Raw genomic sequence first — 24,770 nt, forward strand, 5'->3', positions numbered from 1 at the left:
CCGCCATGGAACCGATGACCGCCCTGGCCGTCCTGCGCCGGCACGCGCAGCACTCCAGCGCCGCGCTGGCGCTGAACAGGGAGACGCGGCACTTCACGGTGACCGGTCTCGACGGGTTCATCGCGTACCGGCCGGCCGGGCGGCGGCACGCCGTGCAACTGGGCAGCGTCTACGCCGACCCGGAGGACCGCAAGCGGCTGCTCGGGGCGTTCCACGGCTGGGCGCAGCAGGAGGGCCGGCGGCTGTGCGCGGTCCAGCTCACCCCGGACGACCTCGACCTGTACGCCGAGTTCGGTTACCAGCTCAGTCAGCTCGGCGCGGCGTACTCGATCGACCTGGACAGCTTCAGCCTGCGTGGCCGCAAGTTCGAGAAGGTGCGCAACAAGTTGGCGCGCTCCCGGCGGGCCGGGGTCACCGTCGTGGAGGCCGGCCGGGACGTGCCGTACGACGCGCCGCTCGCCGCGCGCCTGGACGCCCTGGACGCCCGTTGGCTCGCGGACAAGGGCCGGCACGTCAAGCAGATCGAGTTCCTGGTCGGTGAGCGTGCCCGCCAGGACGATCCCGTACGCCGGCTGTTCCTCGCGTTGTCCGACGGTGCGCCGGTGGCGTACGTGTCGTACTCCCCGGCGTTCGGCCGCGAGGGCGGCTGGCTGTACGACATCACGCGCCGTGAGCCCGACGCGCCACCCGGCGCGGTCGACCTGGCGTTCGTGGTCGCGTCGCAGCGTTTCCAGGCCGAGGGTGCGCGGTGGCTGCACCTGGGCCTCACGCCGTTCCGGGAGCTGTCGCCCCGGCACCAGCCGGCCGGTGGCAGCCATCGGGGCACGGACCGGCTGATCGGGTTCATCGCCGAGCACGGGGACTGGATCTACCCGGCCCGCAGCCAGGCCGAGTTCAAGGAGAAGTGGCAGCCGCGGGTGACGCCCGAGTACGTCGGCTTCTATCCGAGCGTGTCACTGCGTACCGTCTGGCGGTTGCTGCGGCTGACCCGGGCGGTGTGACAGACCGACGGTCGTCTCCGGAAGCCGCGCGGGCTTCCGGAGACGACAGTTCGTTTCAGCTTCGCGTCACTCGACGGTCAGGCGAATGCGCCGCCGCCGGGCCGCGACGAGCGCGACGGCGCCGGCCAGCAACAGCAGGATGCCGGCGCCGGCGATCGTGAGGGCCTTGACGCCGGTGATCGGCAGACCGGGTTCGCCGGCTCCGCCGCCGTTGCCGGTGCCGCCGCTGGGGCTGGCGGTGGGGCTGCCGGTGGGCTCACCGCTGGGGCCGCCGCCGACCGGGGCGCCCGGCTGGTCCACGGTGTACGCGCGCTCCACCGTGTCGGCGGTGACCGGGGACTTCGCCCGGAGGTAGTCGACGAGCACGGTGAGGTCGTTGTCGCCGGTCGCGAGCGGGTCGACGCCGCCGGCGAGCGCCTTGAAGTTGTCACCGCCGGAGGCCAGGAACGAGTTGACCGTCACCCGGTAGGTGCCCTTCGGGTCGATGACCGTGCCGTTGAGGAAGATGCGGTCGGCGATGACCCGGTTGCCCGCCGGACCGTTCGGGTCGTAGACGTAGCTGAAGCCCTTGGAGACGCCCAGGTGCAGGAAGGGCCGCGACGCGCCCGCCGGTTGCCACTGCTGCTCCAGCGTCTCCTTGATCTCCGCACCGGTGTAGGTCTTGGTGATCACGTCGTTGGCGAACGGCTGGACGGTGGCGGCGTCGGCGAAGGTGACCGTGCCGTCGGGGCTCTTGACGAAGTCGGCGCGCAGGCCGCCCGGGTTCATGAAGGCGATCTGCGCTCCGCCCCGGTTGGCCGCGCGGGTGCCCTCCAGCTGGACGTCGGCGATGAAGTTGCCGAGGGTCGACTCGCTGCCACGGTCCTCGACGCCCTCGGCGGTGACGGCGCGCTTGATGTCGGCGGTGATCTCGCCGATCTTCACCTTGCCCTGCACGTCGGCCTCGGCCTTGGTGTCGGCGACGAACTGCGCGACCGCCGGGTCCGCCGGGTAGCCCTTGATCGGGAGGACGGCGCCTTCGGCGGCGGTCACCTTACCGTCGGCGACGGTGAGCTTGACCTGGTCCAGGGCGTCCCCGTACCGGCCGGTCTGCAGGACCGGCCGCTTGTGTCCCAGCTTCGGCACGTCGTACGAGCAGTTGTACGGGACGTGGGTGTGACCCGAGATGATGACGTTGATGTCGGCGCTGGCGCCGGTCACGATCTTGCCGAAGGGAGTGCTCGGGTCCGCCACGGCGGCGCAGGCGGCGGCGTCCGTGCCGCTCGCCTCCGAGCCCTCGTGCACGAGGAGCACGACGGCGTCCACGTCGTCGTCGGCCTTCAGCTTCGCCGCGACGCGGTTCGCCTCGGCGGTCGGGTCCTTGAAGGTCAGGCCCGGGATGCCGGCCGGTGACACCAGCGACGGGGTCTCCAGGGTGACCGCGCCGACGACGCCGATGCGGACGCCGCCGACCGTCAGCACGGTGGACTCCGCCAGGCGGCCGGGAGCGGCCTCGGTGCCCCGGTACACGTTCGCGGCCAGGTACGGGAAGCCGGAGCGGGGGATTACCCGGTCGTCGAGGTCGTCGAACCCGCGGTCGAGCTCGTGGTTGCCGACGCTCGACGCGTCGACGCCGATCATCTTGAGGAAGTCGATCGTCGGCTCGTCCTTCTGCACGAGCGAGATGAACGGGGACGCGCCGATGCTGTCACCGGCGGACAGGACCAGCGTGTTGTTGTTGGCCGCCCGCAACTGCTCGATCATGCCGGCCATCTGCGCGGCGCCACCGACTCCCGCCGTGGGCGCCTCCAGGCGGCCGTGGAAGTCGTTGAAGCCGAGGATCTGCACCTCGGTCGGCGCGGCCTGCGCCGGGGCCGGCGCGGTGCCCAGCACGACGAGTGTCGCCGCGGCCGTGGCCAGAGCCGCGCGCATAGGAAGGGAACGCAAGGGATACTCCTCATCGGACCATCGGTGGAAGCGCCATTCGGGCGCCCTCGAAGGAGATTGCTTGATCTTCGCGCTCATGGTCAGTCATCCGTGTGAATGGCGAGTAACGTACCCGTTCACGTGACCATCAGGTAATTGTCGGTGCTGAACGTTGCTCGTGCAGAGCGAGCCAGACCCGGTCGGCGGTGAGTGGCAGATCGGTGAAGCGGATGCCGGTCGCGTCGCGTAGGGCGTTCGCCAGCGCCGCCGCGACCGGATTGAACGGGCTCTCACTCATCGACTTCGCGCCCAGCGGGCCGACGGCGTCGCGCGTCCGGGCGAAGTGGACCTCCGTTCGCGGAATATCGGCGAGGGTCGGCAGGTGGTACTGGCGGAACGCGGCCGTGGTGACGGTGCCGCCCGGATCGACGCGTACCTCCTCGCACAGGGCGGCCCCGATGGCCTGGGCGACCCCGCCCTCGACCTGGCCCCGGCACTGCATGGGGTTCACGACCGTGCCGGCGTCGGCGGCGTGGACGCTGCGCAGGATGCGGATCTCGCCCGTGTCCGGGTCGACCGCGACCCGGAACCACTGCGTGTTGAAGGCCACCGACCGTGGCGTGCCCGCGCAGTGCCCGTCGGCGGCCGTCTGCTCGCCGGCCGACTGGGCGAGTTCCCACAGGTCCGGCAGGGACAGCCGGTCGCCGGCGCAGTCGAGGGCGTCGGCGTCGAGTCGGCAGTGCGCGACCGGTACGCCGGTGTGCGCGGACGCGAACGCGAGCAGGCGGTCACGCAGCGCCCGACAGGCGCGCAGGACGGCGGTGCCCGCGACGATCGTGCCGGTGCTGCCGAACGCCCCGGTGTCGTGCCCGACCAGGTCCGTGTCGGACTGGCGGATGGCGATCCGGTCGGGCGTCGTGCCCAGCGTCTCGGCGGCGAGCTGCTGGTGCACGGTGGTGCTGCCGTTACCGAACTCGGCGGTGCCGACGGCGACCTCGAAACGCCCGTCGGGCAGCAGCGTCACCCGGGCGTCCGCGTGGTGCCCACCGGGTGGCGCGGTGGCGATCATCGACAGGGCCATGCCGTGCCCGGTGAGCCAGCCGGGCGGTGCGGGCGGTCCCGCGTCCCGCGCGGCGGCGGCGACGACGTCCAGACACTGGTCGAGGCCGTAGCTGCCGACGGTCAGGTCGTCGTCGTGGCCGGCCGGGGGGACGAGTCGTTCACCGGGGCGTACGACGTTGCGGGCGCGCAGGTCGACCGGGTCGAGGTCGAGGCGTCGCGCCAGCTCGTCGAGGACCGACTCGACGGCGAAGCTGACCTGCCCGAGGCCGTAGCCGCGGAACGCGCCGGCGGGGACGGTGTTGGTGTAGACCGCGTACCCGTCGACTCTCTTGTTCGGGCACCGGTACACCGACAGGGATTCGTGGCAGCCGTGGAACAGCACACCGGGCCCGTGGTTGCCGTACGCCCCGGTGTTAGAGACGACCCGCAGGCGGATGCCGGTCAGGGTGCCGTCCCGACGGGCGCCGGCGGTCACCTCGACGGTGAAGGGGTGCCGGGTGGTGGTGGCGGTGAACTGTTCCGCGCGGGTGTGTTCGAGTTTCACCGGGCGGCCGGTCTTCAGCACGGCGAGGACGACGAGGTCCTCGACGAGCATCTCCTGCTTGCCGCCGAACCCGCCGCCGACCCGGCCGGTGAGCACCCGCACCCGGTCCAGCGGCAGGTCGAACAGCCGGCACAGCGCGCGGCGGGTGAGGAACGGCGTCTGGGTGCTGGAGCGTACGGTCACCCGTCCGTCGGCGTCGACCCAGGCCAGCGCCCCGTGCGTCTCCAGGCTGGCGTGCTGCACACGTGGGGTGCGGAACGTCTGCCGATGGACCAGGTCGGCGGCCGCGAGCCCGGCGTCCACGTCGCCGACCTCGGCGTGGATCTCGCCGACCACGTTGTCGGCCGGTCGGGCGATGCCGGCCTCGGCGCCCCGGTCGCCGTGCAGGACCGGCGCGCCGGGTGCCATCGCCGCCTCCGGGTCGACGACCGCCGGTAGCACCTCGTAGCGCACGACGACGCGTCGGCAGCCCTCCTCGGCGGCGGCCTCGGTGTCCGCGACGACGGCGGCGACCCGCTGGCCCACGTGGCGCACCACGTCGTCCAGGAGCCGGGTGTCGGCCGGGTCGTCGCTCGGGTGCTCGTGCTGCGCGGTCGAGTAGCGACGGTCGGGGGCGTCCGCGTGGGTGAGCACCGCGTGGACGCCCGGTAGGGCGAGCGCCGCGGTGGTGTCGACGGCCAGGATCCGCGCGTGCGGGTGGGGCGAGCGCAGCACCTTCAGGTGCAGCAGACCGGGCACGTCGACGTCGAACGTGTACCGGGCCGCGCCGGTGACCACCTCCCGGCCGGCCGGCGCCGCCACGTTGGCCCCGACCGCCGCGCCCGAGGCCGGCTCGTGGACGTGGCGGTCACCGCGAACGGCGTCCTCGATCGCCCGGTAGCCGGTGCAGCGGCACAGGTTGCCCTTCAACGCCTGCGGGAGCGCGTCGAGTTGGCGCTCGTCGAGCGCGGCGGCCGTCATGATGAACCCGGCGGTGCAGAAACCGCACTGGAAGCCCTGCGCGTCCAGGAAGCGCTGCTGCACGGGGTGCAGGCCGTCGGGCGTGGCCAGGCCGCCGATGGTGGTGACCTGACGACCCCGGGCCCGGACCGCCGGGTAGACGCAGCTGTGCACGGGTTGGCCGTCGACGTGCACCGTGCAGGCGCCGCAGTCGCCCGTGTCGCAGCCCTTCTTGACCCCGAGGCGACCGCGTTCGCGCAGGTAGGTGCGCAGGCACTGGCCGGGCCGGGGGGCCTGGTTGCACGCCGTCCCGTCAACCACGATTCCGCCGGCGGTCACCGCGGGCTCCTTCCGGCGAGTTCGGCGCGGATCTGCTCGGCGAACAGCAGGGTGAGGTGGCGTCGCCACCGCGGCAGACCGTGCACGTCGTCGACGTACCGCTCGGCGGGGATGCCGTCGGTGACGGCCTGCCGCAGCGTCCCGGCCGTGGGCAGGGCGTCGAACCGGAGCTGCACCGGCCGTACCGTGGACGCGGTCACGGTGAGCACGAACGACCCGTCCGGGTCGGTGCGGCCGACCAGCAGCGCGGCGGACCGGCCGCCGACGAACAGGGATCCCCGGCGCAACGCGGTCGGACTGCGCAGGGAGGCGGCGGGCAGGGTCATCGACCGCAGAAACTCCCCGGGTACGAGGGCGGTCGTGCCCTCGCCTGTCACGAAGTCCGCGACCGCCAGCTCACGCCGGCCGCCCTCGGCGGTCAGCAGCAGGCAGGTGCCGTCCAGGGCCGTGCCCAGCGAGATCATCGGGCCCGCCGGCAGCGCCGTGCACAGGTTCCCGCCGACGGTCGCCGTGTTCCAGATCTTGAACGAGGCGAGGAACGCCTCGCAGCAGCGCCGGACCAGCTCCCGCAGTGCCGTGGGCCGCACCGTCGTGGACCGGGCCAGCTCCGCGATCGTGCACGTCGCGGCGATGTCCAGGCCACGCGGTGTGTCGGTCACCGGCGGCCAGTCCTCGCCGGTCAGGTCGCGGAGCCGGCGGAGGTGCCGATGGGGTTCGGAGAACAGGTATGTGCCACCGGCGAGCCAGGCGTCGCCCGGCTGCCAGCGACCGGCCGCCGCCGCGGGCACCACGGTCCGTACCGAGTTCAGATCCACCCCGCACACCCCGTCCCGCGAACCCGGTCGGCTCACCTGACAGCCATCTCAGCAGTGCGGAGGGTCGCAGCCCATTGGCTCAGGGCACGAAGGCTGCCGGGTGCTCGCCGCCGCGAGTTGGGCTTTCGCACAGCGGGCAGCCACCTGGACACGTACTCGTCCAGGCCGGGTGTCAAGGTCCTCGGTCGAGCCGAGGGGCGGACGGCGGACACCAGAATGAGCGTGATGCCGGTGAGTCATCTTGATGACCCACAGGCATCACGCTCAATGGAGCGGGTGGCTCCGATCCGGTCGGACCACGGGCCCGCGAGCGGCGGTTCACCAGCGGCCGAAACGGCCGGTCCGCTCGGCCTCCGCAGGCCGGCCAGGGGCTTTGACACACGGCCTAGTGGCGTTGCAGTTGCAGCGCGAGGTACAGGTCGACGCGGTCGTCGAAGCGGTGCAGCTTGCGGCCGGTGAGCTGCTCGATGCGCTGGATGCGGTAGCGCAGGGTGTTGACGTGGACGTGCAGCTCCTTCGCCGTGCGGGTCCACGAGCCGTCGCAGCGCAGGAACATGTCGAGGGTGTGCACGAGGCGGGCGTCGTGCGCGCGGTCGTACTCGGCGAGGGGGCGCAACAGCCGGCGGTGGAACGCCCGCCGGGCCTCGGTCGGGACGCCGGCCAGCAGCAGCGCGTGCGAGGACAGGTCTCCGCTGGACACCACCGCCACCCGCTCCTGCCCGGTGACGGCGTACCGGTAGGCGTGGCGGGCCTCCTCGACCGCCGTGTCCAGCGCGTCGGCCCCCGATGCCGCGGCGCTGATCCCGATGGCGAACCGCGCTGCGCCCAGAGCCGGTGTCAGTGCCCGCGTCGCCTGGCGGATCCCCTGCACGAGGTCGGCCGGGCTGACGTCGCCGGGGGAGTCGACGGGGATGAGCGCGTGGACCTCGTCGCCGACGGTCGCGATGGCCGACGTGGGCGCCAGCGGCCGCACGACCTCCTCGACGACGCTGAGCGGCAGGTCGTCGGGCGCCGCCGTTGCGGTGCCGGCGGTGAGGGCGAGGAAGGTGGCGTCCGGGTCCAGGCGACACGCTTCGAGACGCGCCGCGATCTCGGCGGGCGCGGCGCCGCCGACCAGCGGTCGCAGCAGGAGCGCGGCGAGGCGACGCTCGACGTGCAGGTGCCGGTCGAGGTGGGCGCGTTCGAGGGTGAGCAGGGTGACCAGCCCTTCGACGGCCTGGCGGCGCTCGGGCTCCCAGGTGGTCAGGTCGCCCGCGCAGGCCAGGAACCACGTGCCGACCCGCCGGCCCGGGTGGGCGCTCGCGCCGAAGAGCGAGACGCGCCGGTCCCGGCCGACGCCGAGGACGTGGGGCAGCCGAGGGGCGGTCAGGAACGTACGCGCCAGCCGGGCGCACAGGTCGCCGTCGATCGGGGCGGTGCCCGCGACGAGCCGGCCGGTGGGCGACAGGACCCAGCAGGGGGTCTCGGCGGCGGCCGACGGCAGCAGGTCGGCGAGGTGCGCGTCCTCGGTGAGCGCCGCGATCAGACCCTGGTGCCGGTGCACGGTCGCGGCCAGTCCGGTGGCTCTCTCGACCCGCAGGGCAGTGCCGATGGCATCGCTGATGACGGTGAAGGACACCTCGACGGGTACCTCGAACACGGGGACGTCGTGACGTGCGCACGCCTCGACGACATCGGCCGGGACGGTGCCGAACGCCGCCGCGCCGGCCCCGACCGCGCTGACGCCCGCCCGCGCGACGGCCGCCGCGAACACCTCGGAGTCCGTCGGACCGCGTCTCCACATGAGACCGGTGAGCACCACCTCGCCGCCGGACAGGTAGCGGCTCGGGTCGAGCAGGTCGGTGGTGAAGAACTGTTGGATCACCCGCTCGCCCTGGCTGTGGCCGCTGAGCAACGTCAGTTTGAGGCCGGCCTGGCCCAGGAGGTCGTTGAGGCGCATCGACAACTCCTTGCCTTGGAGGAAGCTCCAGAGACCGTAGGGCGGCAATGTTTCAAGTTCGGTTCGCTCGCCCAATGCACCCGGCTCGATGTCGCTGTTTGACTACCGCCACCGCGAAGTGGAGGGGAGGTCCGGTGCACGAGCGTCTGACGTGGTTCAACGCGTTGCCGGCGGCCGACGCCGAGCGGGAGCTGTCGGCGTGCTGCGCGTCGCCGTCGTGGGCGCGGGCCGTGGCCGCCGCCCGTCCCTACGCCACCCCGGCGGCGCTCGTCACCACGGGATCCGCGACGCTCGCCGCCCTGCCCTGGCCCGACATCGCCGAGGCGCTGGCGGCGCATCCCCGGATCGGGCAACGGGCCGACGGCGACGGGCGTGACGCGACCTGGTCCCGCCGCGAGCAGGCCGGCGTCGCCGACAGCGACGAGCGCACCCGGCTCGCCCTGCGCGAGGTCAACCGCGCCTACGAGGCCCGCTTCGGCCACCTCTTCCTGATCTTCGCGAACGGACGGTCGCCCGCGGAGATCGTCGCCGCCGCCACCGCCCGGCTCGCCAACGGCGCGGCGGCGGAGCGGGAGGTGGTCCGGGCCGAGCTGACCCGGATCACGGCGCTGCGACTGACGAGGCTGATGGCCGAGTGAGCCTCTCCACGCACGTCCTCGACACCGCCCGCGGGGAACCGGCCCAGGGAGTGGCCGTGCACCTGTACCGCTGGGCCGGCGACCGGTGGATCGACGTCGCCACGGGGCGTACGGACCCCGACGGGCGGCTGCGCGACTGGGTGCCCAAGCGGCGCTGGGCCCGGGGGACGTACCGACTCTGCTTCGACACCGCCGGCTACCTCGGCCTCGGGGCGTTCTTCCCGGAGGTGTCGGTGGTGTTCGTGGTCACGGATGTCTGGCGGCACGTGCACGTGCCTCTGCTGCTGAGCCCGTACGGCTATTCGACGTATCGAGGGAGTTGACCCGTTGGACGTTGTTCTCGGCCCCCACCAGTACGGCAAGGCCGAAGTGCGGCTGGTCCACGTCGTCCGCCACGGCGCGCGGCACGACCTGACCGATCTGACCGTCGGCGTCGCGCTCGCCGGCGACCTGGCCGACACCCACCTGACCGGCGACAACAGCAAGGTCCTGCCGACCGACAGCCAGAAGAACACGGTGTACGCCTTCGCCCGCCAACACGGCGTCGGCGCGATCGAGGACTTCGGGCTGCGCCTGGCCCGGCACTTCGTCGAGTCGCAGCCCGCCGTCACCCGGGCGACCGTCGACATCCACGAGCACGCCTGGGGACGCCTGGGCCCGCACTCGTTCGCCCGCTCGGGGGCCGAGACGCGGACGGCGACGGTCACCGTCGACGGGTCGGACGCCGTCGTCGTCTCCGGGCTGACCGGGATGGTGCTGATGAACACGACCGACTCGGAGTTCTTCGGCTTCGTGCGGGACGCGTACACGACGTTGCCCGAGGCGCACGACCGGATCCTGGCCACGGCGGTGGACGCTCGTTGGCGACACGCGACGAGCGGGAGCGACGACTGGGCGGTCTCGTTCGGCGAGGCACGGCGGCACCTCGTCGAGGCGTTCGTCGACACGCACAGCCTCTCCCTGCAGCAGACCCTCCACGCGATGGGTCAGCGGGTCCTCGAAAATCGGCCGGAGATCACCGAGGTACGGATGTCGCTGCCCAACAAGCACCACTTCCTCGTCGACCTCGCACCCTTCGGGCTCGACAATCCCAACGAGGTCTTCCACGCCCCCGACCGCCCGTACGGGCTGATCGAGGGCGCCGTGCGTCGCGACGACGCGCCACGGTGGGTCGAGTCGTGGTGGGACGTGTGACCCCGCCCCGGCCGGAGCGCATCGTCATCGAGGGCTGCGCGGTGGCGACCGTCGACGGCACGGGCCGCGAGTACGAGCGCGGTCACCTGGTCGTCGAGGGTGGACGGATCGTCGCCGTCGGGCCCGGTCCGGCGGCCGCCACGGACCAGGCGGGGCCCGTCCGGCGCGTCGACGGCACCGGCTGCCTCGCCACGCCGGGGCTGGTCAACACCCACCACCACCTCTACCAGTGGGTTACCCGGGGCCTCGCGCAGCAGGCCGACCTGTTCGGCTGGCTCACCGACCTGTATCCGGTGTGGGCGCGCATCGGCGAGGAGGACGTCTCGGCGGCCGTCGGCGCGGGGCTGGGCTGGCTCGCGCTGTCCGGCTGCACCACGACCACCGACCACCACTACGTGTTCCCGGCGGGGGCCGGCGACCTGTTCGCCGCCGAGGTGGCCGAGGCGGGCCGGGTGGGGCTGCGCTTTCACCCCGTCCGCGGCTCCATGGACCTCGGCGCGTCCGCCGGTGGTCTGCCGCCGGACCACCTCGTGGAGGACACCGACGTCGCGCTGGCCGCGACGGCCGAGGCGATCGACCGCTTCTCCGATCCCGCACCGGACGCGATGGTCCGGGTCGCGGTGGGTCCCTGCTCCCCGTTCTCCGCGAGTGAACGGTTGATGCGGGACGCTGCCGCGTTGGCGCGGGACCGGGGCGTCCGGCTGCACACCCACCTGGCCGAGACCGTGGACGAGGAGGACTACTGCCGGGCCACGCACGGCTGCGCGCCCGCCGAGTACGCCGAGCGGCTCGGCTGGCTCGGCGACGACGTCTGGCTTGCGCACGGCGTGCACCTGGACGCCGACGCCATCGGGCGGATCGCGGCGAGCGGCACGTCGTTGGCGCACTGTCCCAGCTCGAACGCCCGGCTCGGCGCGGGTATCGCCCCTGTGCGGGACCTGCTCGACGCCGGCGCGTCCGTCGGCCTCGGCGTCGACGGCGCCGCCTCCCAGGAGGCCGGACAGCTGGTCGCGGAGGTACGCCAGGCCCTGCTGGTGGCCCGTCTGCGGGGTGGGCCGACCGCCCTGACCGCGCGCGAGGCGCTCACCCTCGCCACCCGTGGCGGCGCCCGCTGCCTCGGCCGCGCGGACGAGATCGGCTCGCTGGAGGTGGGCAAGCTGGCCGACGTCGCGCTCTGGCGTCTCGACGGGCTCGGCCACGCCGACATCGCCGATCCGGTCGCCGCCCTCGTCCTCGGCGCGCCGGCGCCGGTGGAGCTGCTGCTCGTCGGCGGTCGACCGGTCGTTGAGGGCGGCCGTCTGAGCACCGTCGACGAACGGGACCTGCTCCTGCGGGCCCGACGGGCAGCGGGTCGGCTGCGCGACGCAACCCGGTGACGGCCCACCCGACAGCGAGGACAGGAGTGCACGTGCCGACGATGACCGAACGGGAAATCCTCAGCCCCGAGGCGCTGGGGTTCGTCAGCGAGCTGCACCGGCGCTTCGACGCCCGCCGGGCGGAACTGCTCGCCCGTCGCGCTCGGCGACGCGCGGAGATCGCCCGGACCGGCCGACTCGACTTCCTGACCGAGACGAAGGACATCCGCGAATCCGAGTGGCGGGTGCCCCCGCCACCACCCGGTCTCGCCGACCGGCGCGTGGAGATCACCGGACCCACCGACCGCAAGATGGCCATCAACGCGCTGAACTCCGGCGCGCAGGTCTGGCTCGCCGACCTGGAGGACGCCAACACGCCGCACTGGGCGAACGTCATGGCCGGGCAGATCAACCTGTACGACGCCGTACGCGCCACGATCACCCACGACGCGCCGGACGGGCGGCACTACGCCCTGCGCGCGGACGGGCCGCTCGCCACCATCGTCGTACGACCACGGGGCTGGCATCTCGACGAGCGTCACGTGCTGGTCGACGGCGTGCCGGCCGCCGGCGCGCTCGTCGACTTCGGCCTGCACGCCTTCCACAACGCGCGGGAGTCGATCGCGCGGGGCGTCGGCCCGTACTACTACCTGCCGAAGCTGGAGAGCCACCGGGAGGCGCGGCTCTGGCACGACGTGTTCGCGTACGCCGAGGACACGCTCGGCATCGGACGCGGCGCGATCCGCGCGACCGTGCTCATCGAGACCATCACGGCGGCGTTCGAGATGGACGAGATCCTGCACGCGCTGGGGCCGCACGCCGCCGGGCTCAACGCGGGGCGCTGGGACTACCTGTTCTCCATCATCAAGAACTTCCGCGAGCGGACCGTGCTGCCCGACCGTGCCGCGATCACGATGACCGCGCCGTTCCTGCGCGCGTACACCGATCTGCTCGTCGCGACCTGTCACCGCCGTGGCGCGGTCGCCATCGGCGGCATGTCGGCCTTCGTGCCCGGCGGTGACGCGCAGCGGAACGCGGCGGCCTTCGCGCAGGTCCGCGCGGACAAGGAGCGCGAGGCGAACGACGGCTTCGACGGCTCCTGGGTGGCCCACCCGGCGCTGGTGCCGGTCTGCCGCGAGGTCTTCGACGGCGTCCTCGGGCAGCGGGACAACCAACTGGACCGCATCCGCGACGACGTGCGCGTGCCCGCCGACCGGCTGCTCGACTTCACGGTCGCGGGCGGCGAGGTCACCTCGGCCGGGTTGCGGACCAACGTCTCGGTCGCGCTGCGCTACCTGGAGGCCTGGCTCCGGGGCGTCGGGGCCGTCGCCATCAACAACCTCATGGAGGACGCGGCCACCGCCGAGATCTCCCGCGCCCAGATCTGGCAGTGGGCGCACCAGGCTGTCCGGCTGGCCGACACCGGCGAGACGGTCTCCGCGGACCTCGTCCGACGCGTCGTGGGGGAGGAACTGGCCGGGATTCGGCACGCCGTGGGGGAGACCGCCTACGCGGCCGGGCGGTGGCCGGACGCACGGGCCCTCGTCGAGCGGGGCGCGCTGGACGACGAGTTCGTCGACTTCCTCACGGTGCCCGCGTACGAGGTCGTCGACTGATGGGCCGGCGACTGCACGAGCGGACCGGCCTCGAACTGGACCGCCGGCTCGCGCCGGTCGACGAGGCGCTGCGGCGGCGCTACCCGGGTGCGGCCGCCGGCCGGCAGCCGGTGCACACCGTGTACGTCCCGGCGGACCGGTACACCCCGGACCTGTGCCGGCGCTGGGGCGAGCAGGCCCTCGACACGCTGAACGGGTGCCCACCCCTGCCGTTCCCGGTGGAGCTGCGCGACCGCGTGCTGGCGAAGCTGTCCACCGAGCCCATCGAGGATCTCCGTCTCGACTTCGAGGACGGCTACGGCGTACGCGACGACGACGAGGAGGACGAGAGCGCCCGCGTCGCCGCGACGGCGCTGCGGAACGGCCCGCGCCCCGCGTTCGTCGGGCTGCGCTGCAAGAGCCTCGACGCCGACAGCCGGGACCGGGCGATCCGTACCCTCGACGTGTTCCTCGACGCGCTCGGTCCACCCCCACCCGGTTTCGTCGTCACCCTGCCGAAGGTCCGGGCCGTCGAGCAGGTCGCGGCGATGTCCCTGCTGTGCGCGGCGTTGGAGGCCGCGTACGCGCTGCCGGCCGCGAGCCTGCGCTTCGAGCTGCAGATCGAGACCCCGGAGGCGGTGCTGGGCGCGGACGGCACCGCCACCGTCGCCCGCATGATCACCGCCGCCCAGGGCCGCTGCGTCGGGCTGCACTACGGCACGTACGACTACAGCGCCGCCTGCGGCGTCGCGGCCGCCCACCAGTCGCTCGACCATCCCGTCGCCGACCACGCCAAGGCCGTCATGCAGGCGGCGGCGGCCGGCACCGGCGTACGCCTCAGCGACGGCTCGTCGAACGTGCTCCCGGTCGGCGACGCGACGGCCGTACACCGGGCCTGGCGGCTGCACACGAGCCTGGTCCGGCGGTCCCTCGCGCGCGGCTTCTACCAGGGTTGGGACCTGCATCCCGCGCAGTTGCCCACCCGGTACGCCGCCACCTACGCCTTCTTCCGCGAGAGCCGTGCGGCCACCGTGGAACGCCTCACCGCGTACCTGGACCGCCGCGCCGGGGGCGTGCTGGACGAACCGGCGACCGCACACGCGCTCGCCGGGTTCCTGCGCCGTGGCCTCGACTGCGGCGCGCTCGACCCGGACGAGGTCGGCGTCGACCGAGCCACCCTGGAGGCGCTGTGAGCTACGACCTCGTCCTGCGCTCGACGCGGGTCGTCACCCCGCGGGGCGAACGGCCGGCGACGGTCTGCGTCACCGACGGACGCATCATGGCGGTGACCGACCACGACGCCACGCCCGACGGGCCGGTCACCGACCTCGGCGACCTGGCCCTGCTGCCCGGCCTCGTCGACACCCATGTGCACGTGAACGAACCCGGGCGTACCGAATGGGAGGGCTTCGCCTCGGCCACCCGCGCCGCGATAGCCGGCGGCGTGACGACGATCGTCGACATGCCGCTCAACTCCCTCCCGCCGACCGTGTCGGTGCCGGCCCTCGACGTGAAGCGCCGCGCCGCCGACGGCGCGGTGCACACGGACGTCGGTTTCTGGGGCGGAGCTGTGCCCGGCAACGCCGGAGACCTCGCGGCGCTGCACCGCGCCGGTGTCCTCGGCTTCAAATGTTTCCTCGTCGACTCCGGTGTGCCGGAGTTCCCGCCGCTGGACCCACCGGCGCTCGACACCGCGCTCCGCGCGGTCGACGCCCTGTTCATCGTGCACGCCGAGAACCCCGACGACATCAGCGCCGCACCACCGTCGCGCCGCTACGCCGACTTCGTGGCGTCCCGGCCACCGAACGCCGAGACAACGGCCATCGCCCGGGTGCTGGACGCCGCCCGACGCGCCGCCGCACGCGTCCACATCCTGCACCTGTCGTCGGCCGACGCCCTGCCGCTGATCGCCGCCGCGCGGGACGCGGGCGTCAGCGTCACCGTCGAGACCTGCCCGCACTACCTCTGCCTGAGCGCCGAGGAGGTGCCCGACGGCGCCACCGAGTACAAGTGCTGTCCGCCGATCCGGGACCGCGCCAACCAGGACCGGCTCTGGGCGGGTCTGGTCGCCGGGGTCATCGACTGCGTCGTCTCCGACCACTCACCCAGCACACCGGCTCTGAAGAGACCGCCGAGCGGTGACTTCGCCGCCGCGTGGGGAGGCATCTCGTCGTTGCAGATCGGCCTGCCGGCCATCTGGAGCAGTGCCCGGCGGCGCGGGTACCGGCTGATCGACGTCGTCCGGTGGATGGCGCAGCGGCCCGCCGAGATCGCCGGACTGGGCACCAAGGGGCGCATCGCTCCCGGTTCCGACGCCGACCTCGTCGCCTTCGCACCGGACGAGCCGTTCGTGGTCGACCCGGCGACGCTGCGGCACCGCCATCCCGTCACCCCGTACGCCGGGCGGACGCTGCACGGCGTCGTACGCGACGTGTGGCTGCGTGGCCAGCCGGTCTCGCCGGACGGACCGCCACGGGGACGCCTCATCTCCGGGAGCAGCCGATGAGCACACTTCCCGACCTCGCCTCCCGGGCGCTGTCCGGTGGCGTCGTCCACGCCAACGACGAGTTCTTCGCCCCCGCCGACCACCTCGTCGACCCGAAGCCGCCGACGTTCGCCCCAGCCACCTTCGGGGCCAAGGGCCAGGTGTACGAGGGGTGGGAGACCCGCCGTCGGCGTACCCCCGGGCACGATCACGCCATCGTGCGGCTCGGCGTGCCCGGGATCGTGCACACCGTCGTCGTGGACACCAGCCACTTCACCGGCAACTACCCGCCGTACGCGGCGGTCGACGCCTGCCGCCTGGACGGGCATCCGGCACCCGAGGACCTCGCCGAGGCGACCTGGACGCCCCTGGTGCCCCGGGTGGCGCTCGCCGGCGACACCCGCAACGTCTTCTCCGTCGAACCGGGACACCGGGTCACCCACGTACGCCTGTCGATCTTCCCGGACGGCGGTGTCGCCCGGTTGCGGGTGCACGGCGAGGCCACCCCCGACCCCCGGTTCCTCGCCGGTGGCCTGGTCGACCTGGCGGCCCTGGAACACGGGGGTCTCGTCGTGGGATGCAGCGACATGTTCTACGGCACGCCCCACAACCTGATCGCCCCCGGCCGGGCCCGCACGATGGGGGAGGGCTGGGAGACGGCCCGCCGCCGCGACGACGGCAACGACTGGGTCCTGCTGCGCCTCGCCGCACCCGGCGTCGTCCGGCTCGTCGAGTTGGATACCAGCCACTTCAAGGGCAACGCGCCCGGGGCGGCGGCGGTCCGCGGGTGCGCCACCGACCCGGACGACCCGGACGGCTGGTTCGACCTGCTGCCGGTGACCCGCCTGCAACCCGACACCCGGCACCGATTCCTGGTCACCGACGCGGACGCGGTGACCTGGGTACGCCTCGACGCGTACCCGGACGGTGGAATGGCCCGGCTCCGCGTCCTCGGCGAGATAACCCCGGCCGGCCTGGCCACCCTGCGAAACCGTTGGTCATCGGCGTGAACCTGGCGTCCGCGGATCTCGTGACGATGGGCGTCTGAGCTGCTGCCACGGCCGTCGGCGTTACGTCTCGGCCGTGGGCGCGGCCACGGACAGCGCCGGCCGGGCCATCCGGTCCAGGGCGTCCTCGCGACTGTCGAAGATCGGGAAGACGCCGTCCAGGCGCATCGTGTGCAGGACGGTCCGGATGAACCGCGACGGCGCGGCGAGGCAGAGCGTGAGGCCCCGCTCGCGGGCGTCGAGGTGGGCCCGGACCAGCAGGCCGAGGCCGGTGGAGTCGATGGCGTGTACACGACTCAGGTCGACCAGCACGGGTGCGCCCGCCTCGGCCGCCTGCCGCAGCGCGGCACGCAGCGCGTCCCCGGTGGCGACGTCGATGTCGCCGCTGGCGGTGACGATGGTGGCGTCGTCGAGGTGGTCGATGCCGAGAATCCCGCCGGGACCGTGGCCCTCGATCGAGGCCTGCCGGGGGTTCGCGGGCGGGAGCAGGCTGCAGTGGGGGCAGCGGTGTGGTCCGGTGGCGAACGGCGAGCCGCTCCAGCCGTGCTCGGACACGAGCGTCCAGACGACCTCGGCGTCGGGCAGCACGCAGGCGGTGGCGGTGAGACTGTCGCCGCAGATGTCACAGATGAGGGTCATCAGGTTGTCGTCCGGGACGACGGTCATGCCGCTGATCCTTTCTGTCCGCCGCGAGCGGCGAGCGCCGGCTCGACCGGCCGCGACTCGTCCCGCGTCGCCGGATCGCCGGGCGACGCCGACGGCGGTTCGGTGACGATCGGCAGGACCTGGTCCAGCCGGGCGTGGTGCAGGATGCGCTGGATACGCCGGTTGGGGTTGCGTACGACGAGGGTCCCGTCGGCGCGGGCCAGCCGTCGGTGGATGTCCAGCAGCAGGCCGATGGCGGCGGCGTCGAGGTAACGGCACTCCGACAGGTCGACGACGACCTGCCCGGGGCGCAGCGCCAGCAGCCGGTCGAACACGGCGCCGCTCTCGGCCAGGCAGCTCAGGTCCAGTTGGGTGATGCTGACCTCCACCAGCGGCAGCGCGTACGACGGAGGTTTGAGTGGTCCCGTCACTGTCGTACCCCTTTCTCGTGGCTCTGGTCGCCTGCCACCGTGCCGGTCCGGCGTGGCGGGCGTCGCGCGGATCTATGACAGTTGGGTGACAAATCCGCAGGCCGGCGGACGCGATTGGCCGTGTCGTCGTGGCCTGGGGATGATGCGGTTATGACGGCCGTACTGGTGATCGAGGACGACGACCGGATCCGACTGGCGCTGCTGCTCGCCCTCCAGGACGAGGGGTACGACGCGGTGGGCGCGGCCACCGCCGAGGAGGGGCTGCGCGCGCAGCGCCGTGATCCGGCGGACTACGTGCTCGTCGACCTGATGCTTCCCGGCCTCGACGGCTTCGAGTGCATCCGGCAGCTCCGCCGCGACGACGACGTGCCGATCGTGGTGGTCAGCGCCCGGGACGACACCCATGACATCGTCGCCGCCCTGGAGGCCGGCGCGGACGACTACCTGGTCAAGCCGGTCGCGATCAAGGAACTGACCGCGCGGCTGCGGGCGCTGCGTCGCCGTGCCCGCGCCGTGGTCGGGGGGCCGGCGGCGGAGCCGGTGCCCGTGCTGGCGTTCGGCGAGTTGGAGATCAGTCCCGACGCGGGCGAGGTGCGTCGTGGCGGCCGGCCGGTGGCGGTGACCCGTACCGAGTTCCGGTTGCTGTGCGAGCTGGCCGAGCACGCGGGCCGGGTGCTGTCACGCCAACAGTTGCTGCAGCGGGTCTGGGGCTACGACATCGGCGACGAGCGGCTTGTCGACGTGCACGTCGGCCGGTTGCGGCAGAAGATCGAGCCGGACCCGGCGACCCCTCGGCACCTGGTCACCCTGCGGGGTATGGGTTACAAGTTGCAGCGATGAGACGCCTCGGACTGCGTACCCGGGTCACCGCCGCGTTCGCCGTCGGCGCGCTCCTGCTCGCCGCCTCGATGGCCCTGGTCTCCTACGAGCTGACCCGCCGATCCCTGATCGGAGAGCGGGAACGCACCGCCCTGCGCGCCGCGTACTTCGACGCGACGGTCGTGCGCGCCGGGATCGACACCGACACCCCCAATGTCGTGGAGGTGCTGCGGTCGCTGGACACCGGCGGCGGACGTCGCCCGGTGCTGCACCTCAACGGCGAGTGGTACGCCCGCACGGCCGACCCCGGCCCCACCACCGCCATCCCCCAGGACCTGCGCCGCGTCGTGGCGTCCGGGCAGCCGGCGGTGCAACGGGTACGGGTGGACGGTCAGTCGGTTCTCGTGGTCGGCGTGCCCCTGTCCGCGACGGCGACGTACTTCGAGGTCAATTCCCTGCGCGAGTTGGAGCAGACGTTTCAGGTCCTGGCGCTCGCGTTGACCACCGTGGCCATCATGATCGCCGGGTCCGGCGCCGCGCTGGGGTGGCACGCCACCCGGCACGGGCTGCGCCCGTTGACGGCGGTCGCCGACGCGGCGGAGAAGATCGCGGCCGGTGACTTCACGGCCCGCCTGGACCCGGCCACCGACCCCGACCTGACCCGGTTGTCCTCCTCGTTCAACCAGATGGTCGACCGGCTCGCCCACCGCATCGAGCGCGACCGCCGCTTCGCCGCCGACGTCAGCCACGAACTGCGGTCGCCGTTGCAGACCCTCGCCGCCGCGGCGAGCGTGCTGGCCCGTCGCCGGGAACACCAGGACGAGCGGACGGCGATCGCGGCGGGGTTGGTCGCCGACGAGATCGACCGCTTTCAGCGGCTCGTCAACGACCTGATCGACCTGGCCCGTAGCGACCAGCCCGCGCACCGCGCGCCGGTGGACCCGGTGGCGCTGGCCCGCGCCGCCTGCGAAGCCCTGGACCTGCCGGTGTCGATCGTGCGGCTCGCGCCCGGGGCGCCCGCGACGTGGCGGGTCGAGCGTCGGCGCGTCGCGCAGATCCTGGCGAACCTGCTGGACAACGCCGTGACCTACGGGGGCGGTCCGACGTCCGTCCTGCTCGACCGCGACGGCAGCGCCGCCGTGATCGAGGTCGAGGACGACGGCCCGGGCGTACCCGTCGAGGACCGGGAGGCCATCTTCGACCGCTTCGTGCGTGGACGTGCCGCCCACACGCGTGGCGCGGGCGACGGCACCGGGCTCGGTCTCGCCCTGGTCGCCCAGCACGCGAGCGCGCACGGTGGGACCGTCACCGTCACCGACCATCCCGGCGGCGGCGCCCGGTTCCGCGTGACCCTGCCGGAGAGCCTGGCATGAGTCGTCGGCGCCTGCTCGGTCTGGGTCTCGTCGCGCTGCTGGTCGGCTGCGGCATCCCCGCCGACGACGCGCCCCGCCCGGTGTCGCCGCCGCGCGGGCCGTTCCCGACCACCGCCGACACCGCATCCGCCGACACCGCGCCGGCCGGTCCGGCCACCGAGACCCTCTGCCTCGTACGCGACAACCGGATCGTCCCGGTGCTGCGGAGCGTCGACCGTCCACCCACCATCGAGGAGCACCTGCGGCACCTGTTCGCCGGCCCCACCACTGCCGAACGCGACACCGACCTCACCAGTGCCCTGCCGGGGGCGGTCAACGCGGCCGGTGTGACGCTGAGCGCCAGCCAGGCCCGGGTCATGGTCGACGAACCTGGTGACGACGCCGGTCGCAGCGACGAGGTGCTCGCCTTCGGGCAGATCGTCTGCACGCTCACCAGCCGTCCCGACGTCAGCACCGTGACGTTCGTGCGCGACGAACGGCCGCTGGGAGTGCCGCGCGCCGACGGGTTGCTGTCGGCACAGCCGCTCGGCCGTGCCGACTACGCCCCCCTCATCGCTCCACAGTGAGCGCTCCGGCTCAAGGTCGATCGCCGAATGTCGTTTCAACCGGTCAGGTCCATGGGTATCTGCCCGCCGGCTGATCGTCCGATCGACGGAGACCCTCGTGATCATGGCTTTGCTGCTCGACCTCGCCAACATCGTCGGCGGCTTCCTGCTCGCCATCGCCGTGCTGCGGTTGCTGCCGCGCGTCGGTGACGACCTGGGCCGCCTCGCCGGTCGGGTGGCGCCGATCGCGTGGGTGGTCGGGCTCGTGGCGCTGGTGACCGGCGGCTACTACCTGATCGTCCACCTGGTGTCCGGCCCCCGGGTGTTCCACTTCGAGGTGGTCGGGATCGGTGTCGGCCTGGCCCTGTTGTGGGGCCGTCTGACCGGTCGTCCGGCGTCGGGCGTGGAGCAGTCGGACGGCGCGACCGGAGTCCGCCTGTTGCTCGCGATCTTTGGCCTGATCGCGATTGTCGTCGGCATCCAGGGGCTGTTCACCCCGGACGGCTGATCGTTTTTCTTACCCCCCTTACTGAGGAGACCTCCATGTCCGCCCAGGCATTTCTCTACATCATCGCCGTCATCCTGATCGTGCTCGCGGCCCTGCCCCTGCCCACCCGGGGCATCTCGTTCGCGCTGCTCGGCGCCGCCTGCGCGCTGCTCGCCTACGCCTGGCCGGTGATCACCAACTGATCCCGCGCTGTGGACAGCCGGTGGCCGGGAGCGCGAGGCGTTCCCGGCCACCGATGGTCAGAGCGGCCGGCCGAAGTGGCGGGTGAGCGCGGCGCGCAACGTGCAGGCGTCCCCGGCCGACCAGGCGACGAAGCAGTCGGGGCGGACCAGCAGCCCGGTCGCGGTCGTGCCCTCCAGGTGGCCGGTGACCACGTCCACCCGGTCCCGCCAGGGTGCGGCGACCTCGGCCCAGGCGCCCGTGGAGTCCAGCAGCAGCGGCCGGGCGCCGCGGGTCAGCTCGGCGAGTCGTACGACGCCCCGGTCGCCGTGCACGACCACGTCGGGGGCGGACCGGCCGGCCATCGGGTCGGCGGGATCGGCGGGGTAGCGGATGTCCGCGCCGGACATCAGCGCCGCGATGTGCCCGGTCACCTCCGGTATCCGCAGTAGTTCGCCGAAGAGTTCCCGCAGCCCGGTGATCTCCTCGCCGGGACCGATCAGCGCCGACTGTGCCTCGGTGGACATGACGACCCGCTCGGCGACCGGACGACGTTCGGTCTCGTACGTGTCGAGCAGACCCTCCGGCGCCCAGCCGCGCACGGTGGCGGCGAGCTTCCACCCCAGGTTCACGGCGTCCTGCAGGCCGAGGTTGAGGCCGGGGCCACCGATGGCGGGGTGCACGTGCGCGGCGTCGCCGACCAGCAGCACCCGACCGGCGCGGTAGCGGGCGGCGATCCGGGTGTTGCGACCGGTCAGCCGGCGGAGCAGGCCGGGGCCGTCGGGTGGACCGAGAGGCACGTCGACGCCGAGCACCCGGGTGACGCTGGCGCGCAGCTCGGCCAGGCTCATCGGGGTCTCGTCGCTCGTCGGCGCGTCGGGCCACTCCGTGGTGCTGACCAGCGCCGGCCGGCCGGGGAACGGGGCCCAGGCGATCAGGCCGCGCGGCGTGCGGGTGTGCAGGAACGGCGGCACGACCCCGTAGCCGGGGGCGAGCAGGCCGCCGGTCTCGGGGTCGAGGAACGACGCGGGGACGGTCACCGTCGCGGTACGGGAGACCGACCGGTCGTTGGTGACGCCGGGGAAGTCGATGCCGGCGGTACGGCGTACCCGGCTGCGGCCGCCGTCCGCGCCGACGACGAAGCGGGCGGTGAGCCGCGTACCGTCGGCGAGGTCGACCTCGACCGCGTCGGGCCGTTGGCGCAGGTCGACGACCTCGTGGCCGCGGCGCAGGTCGACGCCGAGTTCGGCGGCGCGGGCGGCGAGGGCGGCTTCGAGCTGGGCCTGCGGCACGCCGAGCACGTAGTGCGGGTTGTCCGTGAGCACCGTGAGGTCCAGCGGGAACGCGCCGAAGGTGAAGGCGGGTTGCGGGGACGGCGGGTTGCTGTCGCCGCTGAGGCGCGCGTACAGGCCGCGCCGGTCGAGGAGGCGGACGACCTGGCCGACGAGGCCGTTGGCGCGGGGCTCGCCGCCGGGCGTCGGGTGGCGTTCGAGGACGACGGGGTGGACACCGGCGAGAGCCAGTTCGCAGGCGAGCATCAGGCCGTTGGGGCCGGCGCCGACGATGAGGACGTCGATCACGGTCGTGATCCCTTCGGGGCGTGCGTCGTCGCCACGGCGGGCGCGGCGTACGACCGGCCCGCCGCGGGGTGTGACGCGGCTGAGGATGGTGGGTGAGGGGTGCCCGGGTGCGGGCCGGCGCGTCAGCGGGGCGGCGCGGGGAGGCCGGCGGCGACCTGGGCGAAGGCGTCGGTGATGAGGTGTTCGATCGGAGTGGGCGGGTCGGCGCTGTCGAGGTAGTGCTGCATGGCGACGGCGACGGCCGCGCTGGCAGCGGCCGCGACGAGCCTCGGGTACATGTCGGTGGCGAGGTCGGTCCCGGTGCGTTCGGCGACCGCGTTGGCCAACTCGGCCTCGGCGGTCGCGACGGCGCGCAGGCGCTCGCCCTGGAGGGCGGGCTCGGCGAGCATGGTGCGGACGCCGGCCACCCACTGGGCGTGCGCGGGGGAGGGCATCGCCTCGACCTCGGGGCCGCGCGTGAACTGCGCCAGCGCGGCCTGGGTGAGCGCGGCCCACAGCGGCTCGTCGGCGGGGCGTTCGCGCAGCGCGGCGGCGGTGCGCAGGCTGCGGTCGAGGTGGCGGGAGGCGATGGCCTCGGCCTTGCTGGAGAAGTAGTTGTTGAAGGTACGCGGGGAGACGCCGGCCGCCTCGGCGATGTCCTCGACGCGGACGTTGTCGTAGCCGCGCTCGGCGGTGAGGTGGATCGCGGCCCAGCCGAGCGCCGCCCGCGTCTCGGCCTTCTTGCGCTCCCGCAGCCCCGTCATGCCACCACCCTAGCACTTCTTGCGTGCCACGCAAAGATGCGTGACACGCAAGAAATCTGAGCTCCCGTGCTCACCTCTGACGGTGAACGCGTCATCGCCGCACAGGCGGTGGTGCTGGCCGACCCGCAGGGCTGGACCCCCACCGGCCCGCGACCCCAAGCTGTCGCCTCCGCGTACTTCCGCGTTCGGCATCAGGTCGACTGAGATCGATAGAGTGCGCCGACCGCCACCGACGGCGGTCCTCACGTGTGCGAAGGGGAGTCGATGCCGACGACAACACGCCGCCCAGCCCGCGCCCTTGGTGCTCTCGCGGCCGCCATCGCGCTGGTGGCGGCCCTGCTGCCGGCCACACCGGCGGCCGCCGCGACCACGGCCTTCCGGGCGGCGACGCTGAACATCTACAACGGGTTGAGCCAGGCCGACTTCGCGCACGACCTGAACCTGATCGCGTCCCGGGCGGACCTCGTCGGTCTCAACGAGGTCGGCAACCGCAAGGACTTCCTGGAGAACTGGGCCGCCGACAACGGATGGTGGTTGTACGCGCCGGGCGGCACCAACCAGGCCGGCGAGGCACTGATCGCCCGCCGGAGCATGTTCGACGTACGGGACAAGGGCTCGATCTTCGTATGTGACACCAACGGCCCGGGCGAGGTGCCGCCCGCGCGGTACAACAACTGGGTCACGTACCGCCACAAGGCCAGCGGTCGGACCGTGACACACATCAACGCCCACGCGGTGGCCGGCATCGAAGACGCCGGCCGGCCGGAGGACCTGCCGCGCACCCGGTGCGCCGAGGCGCAGTTCCAGGGACTCAAGGACCTGGCGGTCGACAAGCAGGGCGGAGGCCAGGTCATCGTGAGCGGTGACCTCAACGTCGACTTCAGCGCCGACCGCGCCTTCGGGTACGCGAAGTTCCCGTGGCGGGTCTTCGAGGCCAACGAACTGCCCAACCTGCGCTCCAACTACAACCTGTACGGCGAGAAGGGCACCGGTACGCACGGCAACCGGCACATCGACTACATCTACTTCTGGAAGCGGCTGCCCGAGTACCAGCTCATGTGGATGACCGGATACGACATCGTCGGCGGCACCGCGTCCGACCACAACGGCGTCGTCGCCACGTTCACCATCCAGACCTGACGCGCCGGG

24 protein-coding genes are annotated in these 24,770 nt (G+C 73.0%); 16 read left to right on the forward strand and 8 right to left on the reverse strand.

What is annotated here, in order from left to right; all coding sequences use genetic code 11:
- Positions 1–5: 5 nt before the first annotated feature.
- Complete coding sequence (locus AB0B55_RS00470) at positions 6–1,001, forward strand: DUF2156 domain-containing protein (RefSeq protein ID WP_357125315.1); 996 nt, start codon at positions 6–8, stop codon at positions 999–1,001.
- 66 nt (positions 1,002–1,067) lie between these two features.
- Here AB0B55_RS00470 and AB0B55_RS00475 read toward each other — a convergent pair whose 3' ends face one another.
- The 4 genes from AB0B55_RS00475 to AB0B55_RS00490 form a co-directional block, all read right to left on the reverse strand.
- On the reverse strand, positions 1,068–2,927 hold the full coding sequence (locus AB0B55_RS00475) for a 5'-nucleotidase C-terminal domain-containing protein (protein WP_357125318.1): 1,860 nt from the start codon (positions 2,925–2,927) through the stop codon (positions 1,068–1,070).
- 127 nt (positions 2,928–3,054) lie between these two features.
- Positions 3,055–5,790: a molybdopterin cofactor-binding domain-containing protein gene (locus AB0B55_RS00480; RefSeq protein ID WP_357169083.1), complete on the reverse strand. Its 2,736-nt coding sequence runs from the start codon at positions 5,788–5,790 to the stop codon at positions 3,055–3,057.
- Positions 5,787–6,605, reverse strand: a complete 819-nt coding sequence (locus tag AB0B55_RS00485) for an FAD binding domain-containing protein (protein ID WP_357169086.1) — start codon at positions 6,603–6,605, stop codon at positions 5,787–5,789. Before AB0B55_RS00485 ends, AB0B55_RS00480 begins: the two co-directional genes overlap by 4 nt.
- A 385-nt stretch (positions 6,606–6,990) precedes the next feature.
- Positions 6,991–8,544 carry a helix-turn-helix domain-containing protein gene (locus AB0B55_RS00490; protein WP_357169088.1) on the reverse strand — a complete coding sequence of 518 codons (1,554 nt, stop codon included), beginning with the start codon at positions 8,542–8,544 and terminating at the stop codon, positions 6,991–6,993.
- A 134-nt stretch (positions 8,545–8,678) separates the two neighbouring features.
- On the opposite strand from AB0B55_RS00490, the gene uraD reads away from it, so the two are divergent.
- The 8 genes from uraD to alc are packed head-to-tail and all read left to right on the forward strand — an operon-like array spanning position 8,679 to position 16,821.
- Positions 8,679–9,182, forward strand: a complete 504-nt coding sequence (gene uraD, locus AB0B55_RS00495; protein ID WP_357169091.1) for a 2-oxo-4-hydroxy-4-carboxy-5-ureidoimidazoline decarboxylase — start codon at positions 8,679–8,681, stop codon at positions 9,180–9,182.
- The gene (gene uraH / locus AB0B55_RS00500; protein ID WP_355047963.1) at positions 9,179–9,505 is read left to right on the forward strand and encodes a hydroxyisourate hydrolase; all 327 of its coding nucleotides are present in this window, start codon (positions 9,179–9,181) and stop codon (positions 9,503–9,505) included. The genes uraD and uraH overlap by 4 nt, the downstream gene beginning before the upstream one ends.
- Positions 9,506–9,509: 4 nt before the next feature.
- Positions 9,510–10,376, forward strand: coding sequence for a factor-independent urate hydroxylase (gene pucL / locus AB0B55_RS00505; RefSeq protein ID WP_357169094.1), 867 nt, complete (start codon positions 9,510–9,512; stop codon positions 10,374–10,376).
- The gene (locus AB0B55_RS00510) at positions 10,361–11,752 is read left to right on the forward strand and encodes an 8-oxoguanine deaminase (RefSeq protein ID WP_357169097.1); all 1,392 of its coding nucleotides are present in this window, start codon (positions 10,361–10,363) and stop codon (positions 11,750–11,752) included. The genes pucL and AB0B55_RS00510 overlap by 16 nt, the downstream gene beginning before the upstream one ends.
- 41 nt (positions 11,753–11,793) lie before the next feature.
- Entirely contained in the window at positions 11,794–13,347 is a 1,554-nt protein-coding gene (aceB, locus tag AB0B55_RS00515; protein ID WP_357125711.1) for a malate synthase A, read from the forward strand.
- Positions 13,347–14,519 carry a hypothetical protein gene (locus tag AB0B55_RS00520; protein ID WP_357169100.1) on the forward strand — a complete coding sequence of 391 codons (1,173 nt, stop codon included), beginning with the start codon at positions 13,347–13,349 and terminating at the stop codon, positions 14,517–14,519. The genes aceB and AB0B55_RS00520 overlap by 1 nt, the downstream gene beginning before the upstream one ends.
- A complete protein-coding gene (gene allB, locus AB0B55_RS00525) occupies positions 14,516–15,832 on the forward strand; it encodes an allantoinase AllB (RefSeq protein WP_357125343.1) in 1,317 nt (438 codons plus the stop codon). Before AB0B55_RS00520 ends, allB begins: the two co-directional genes overlap by 4 nt.
- On the forward strand, positions 15,829–16,821 hold the full coding sequence (gene alc / locus AB0B55_RS00530) for an allantoicase (RefSeq protein WP_357125346.1): 993 nt from the start codon (positions 15,829–15,831) through the stop codon (positions 16,819–16,821). The genes allB and alc overlap by 4 nt, the downstream gene beginning before the upstream one ends.
- 60 nt (positions 16,822–16,881) lie before the next feature.
- Here alc and AB0B55_RS00535 read toward each other — a convergent pair whose 3' ends face one another.
- Both AB0B55_RS00535 and AB0B55_RS00540 read right to left on the reverse strand, forming a co-directional pair.
- The gene (locus AB0B55_RS00535) at positions 16,882–17,484 is read right to left on the reverse strand and encodes an STAS domain-containing protein (protein WP_357125349.1); all 603 of its coding nucleotides are present in this window, start codon (positions 17,482–17,484) and stop codon (positions 16,882–16,884) included.
- Entirely contained in the window at positions 17,481–17,894 is a 414-nt protein-coding gene (locus AB0B55_RS00540; protein WP_357125352.1) for an STAS domain-containing protein, read from the reverse strand. Before AB0B55_RS00540 ends, AB0B55_RS00535 begins: the two co-directional genes overlap by 4 nt.
- 150 nt (positions 17,895–18,044) lie before the next feature.
- On the opposite strand from AB0B55_RS00540, the gene AB0B55_RS00545 reads away from it, so the two are divergent.
- The 5 genes from AB0B55_RS00545 to AB0B55_RS00565 all read left to right on the forward strand — a co-directional run bounded on the left by AB0B55_RS00545 (position 18,045) and on the right by AB0B55_RS00565 (position 21,321).
- Complete coding sequence (locus tag AB0B55_RS00545) at positions 18,045–18,734, forward strand: response regulator transcription factor (RefSeq protein WP_355048002.1); 690 nt, start codon at positions 18,045–18,047, stop codon at positions 18,732–18,734.
- Positions 18,731–20,086 (forward strand): HAMP domain-containing sensor histidine kinase, encoded by a 1,356-nt coding sequence (locus tag AB0B55_RS00550; protein WP_357125356.1) that lies wholly within the window; start codon positions 18,731–18,733, stop codon positions 20,084–20,086. Before AB0B55_RS00545 ends, AB0B55_RS00550 begins: the two co-directional genes overlap by 4 nt.
- Positions 20,083–20,652, forward strand: a complete 570-nt coding sequence (locus tag AB0B55_RS00555; protein ID WP_357125359.1) for a GerMN domain-containing protein — start codon at positions 20,083–20,085, stop codon at positions 20,650–20,652. The genes AB0B55_RS00550 and AB0B55_RS00555 overlap by 4 nt, the downstream gene beginning before the upstream one ends.
- A gap of 103 nt (positions 20,653–20,755) precedes the next feature.
- Positions 20,756–21,139 carry a hypothetical protein gene (locus tag AB0B55_RS00560; RefSeq protein WP_355048247.1) on the forward strand — a complete coding sequence of 128 codons (384 nt, stop codon included), beginning with the start codon at positions 20,756–20,758 and terminating at the stop codon, positions 21,137–21,139.
- Positions 21,140–21,174: 35 nt separating this feature from the next.
- Positions 21,175–21,321, forward strand: coding sequence for a hypothetical protein (locus AB0B55_RS00565; protein WP_355048005.1), 147 nt, complete (start codon positions 21,175–21,177; stop codon positions 21,319–21,321).
- 57 nt (positions 21,322–21,378) lie between these two features.
- Here AB0B55_RS00565 and AB0B55_RS00570 read toward each other — a convergent pair whose 3' ends face one another.
- The gene (locus tag AB0B55_RS00570; RefSeq protein WP_357169103.1) at positions 21,379–22,878 is read right to left on the reverse strand and encodes an FAD-dependent monooxygenase; all 1,500 of its coding nucleotides are present in this window, start codon (positions 22,876–22,878) and stop codon (positions 21,379–21,381) included.
- A gap of 122 nt (positions 22,879–23,000) precedes the next feature.
- Complete coding sequence (locus AB0B55_RS00575; RefSeq protein ID WP_357169106.1) at positions 23,001–23,621, reverse strand: TetR family transcriptional regulator; 621 nt, start codon at positions 23,619–23,621, stop codon at positions 23,001–23,003.
- 66 nt (positions 23,622–23,687) lie between these two features.
- On the opposite strand from AB0B55_RS00575, the gene AB0B55_RS00580 reads away from it, so the two are divergent.
- Positions 23,688–23,825 (forward strand): hypothetical protein, encoded by a 138-nt coding sequence (locus tag AB0B55_RS00580; protein ID WP_357125370.1) that lies wholly within the window; start codon positions 23,688–23,690, stop codon positions 23,823–23,825.
- A gap of 60 nt (positions 23,826–23,885) precedes the next feature.
- Complete coding sequence (locus tag AB0B55_RS00585; protein WP_357169109.1) at positions 23,886–24,761, forward strand: endonuclease/exonuclease/phosphatase family protein; 876 nt, start codon at positions 23,886–23,888, stop codon at positions 24,759–24,761.
- Positions 24,762–24,770 lie beyond the last annotated feature (9 nt).

This window comes from Micromonospora sp. NPDC049107 (assembly GCF_040648595.1).
GTDB lineage: Bacteria > Actinomycetota > Actinomycetes > Mycobacteriales > Micromonosporaceae > Micromonospora.

What these genes read in the sequence shown, in the direction of transcription:
- AB0B55_RS00575 (WP_357169106.1), bottom strand. Translation starts at nt 23,621, where the DNA reads ATGACGGGGCTGCGGGAGCGCAAGAAGGCCGAGACGCGGGCGGCGCTC.
- AB0B55_RS00470 (WP_357125315.1), top strand. Translation starts at nt 6, where the DNA reads ATGGAACCGATGACCGCCCTGGCCGTCCTGCGCCGGCACGCGCAGCAC.
- AB0B55_RS00550 (WP_357125356.1), top strand. Translation starts at nt 18,731, where the DNA reads ATGAGACGCCTCGGACTGCGTACCCGGGTCACCGCCGCGTTCGCCGTC.
- AB0B55_RS00560 (WP_355048247.1), top strand. Translation starts at nt 20,756, where the DNA reads ATGGCTTTGCTGCTCGACCTCGCCAACATCGTCGGCGGCTTCCTGCTC.
- AB0B55_RS00520 (WP_357169100.1), top strand. Translation starts at nt 13,347, where the DNA reads ATGGGCCGGCGACTGCACGAGCGGACCGGCCTCGAACTGGACCGCCGG.
- AB0B55_RS00545 (WP_355048002.1), top strand. Translation starts at nt 18,045, where the DNA reads ATGACGGCCGTACTGGTGATCGAGGACGACGACCGGATCCGACTGGCG.
- AB0B55_RS00555 (WP_357125359.1), top strand. Translation starts at nt 20,083, where the DNA reads ATGAGTCGTCGGCGCCTGCTCGGTCTGGGTCTCGTCGCGCTGCTGGTC.
- AB0B55_RS00490 (WP_357169088.1), bottom strand. Translation starts at nt 8,544, where the DNA reads ATGCGCCTCAACGACCTCCTGGGCCAGGCCGGCCTCAAACTGACGTTG.
- AB0B55_RS00535 (WP_357125349.1), bottom strand. Translation starts at nt 17,484, where the DNA reads ATGACCGTCGTCCCGGACGACAACCTGATGACCCTCATCTGTGACATC.
- AB0B55_RS00585 (WP_357169109.1), top strand. Translation starts at nt 23,886, where the DNA reads ATGCCGACGACAACACGCCGCCCAGCCCGCGCCCTTGGTGCTCTCGCG.
- alc (WP_357125346.1), top strand. Translation starts at nt 15,829, where the DNA reads ATGAGCACACTTCCCGACCTCGCCTCCCGGGCGCTGTCCGGTGGCGTC.
- aceB (WP_357125711.1), top strand. Translation starts at nt 11,794, where the DNA reads ATGACCGAACGGGAAATCCTCAGCCCCGAGGCGCTGGGGTTCGTCAGC.
- AB0B55_RS00565 (WP_355048005.1), top strand. Translation starts at nt 21,175, where the DNA reads ATGTCCGCCCAGGCATTTCTCTACATCATCGCCGTCATCCTGATCGTG.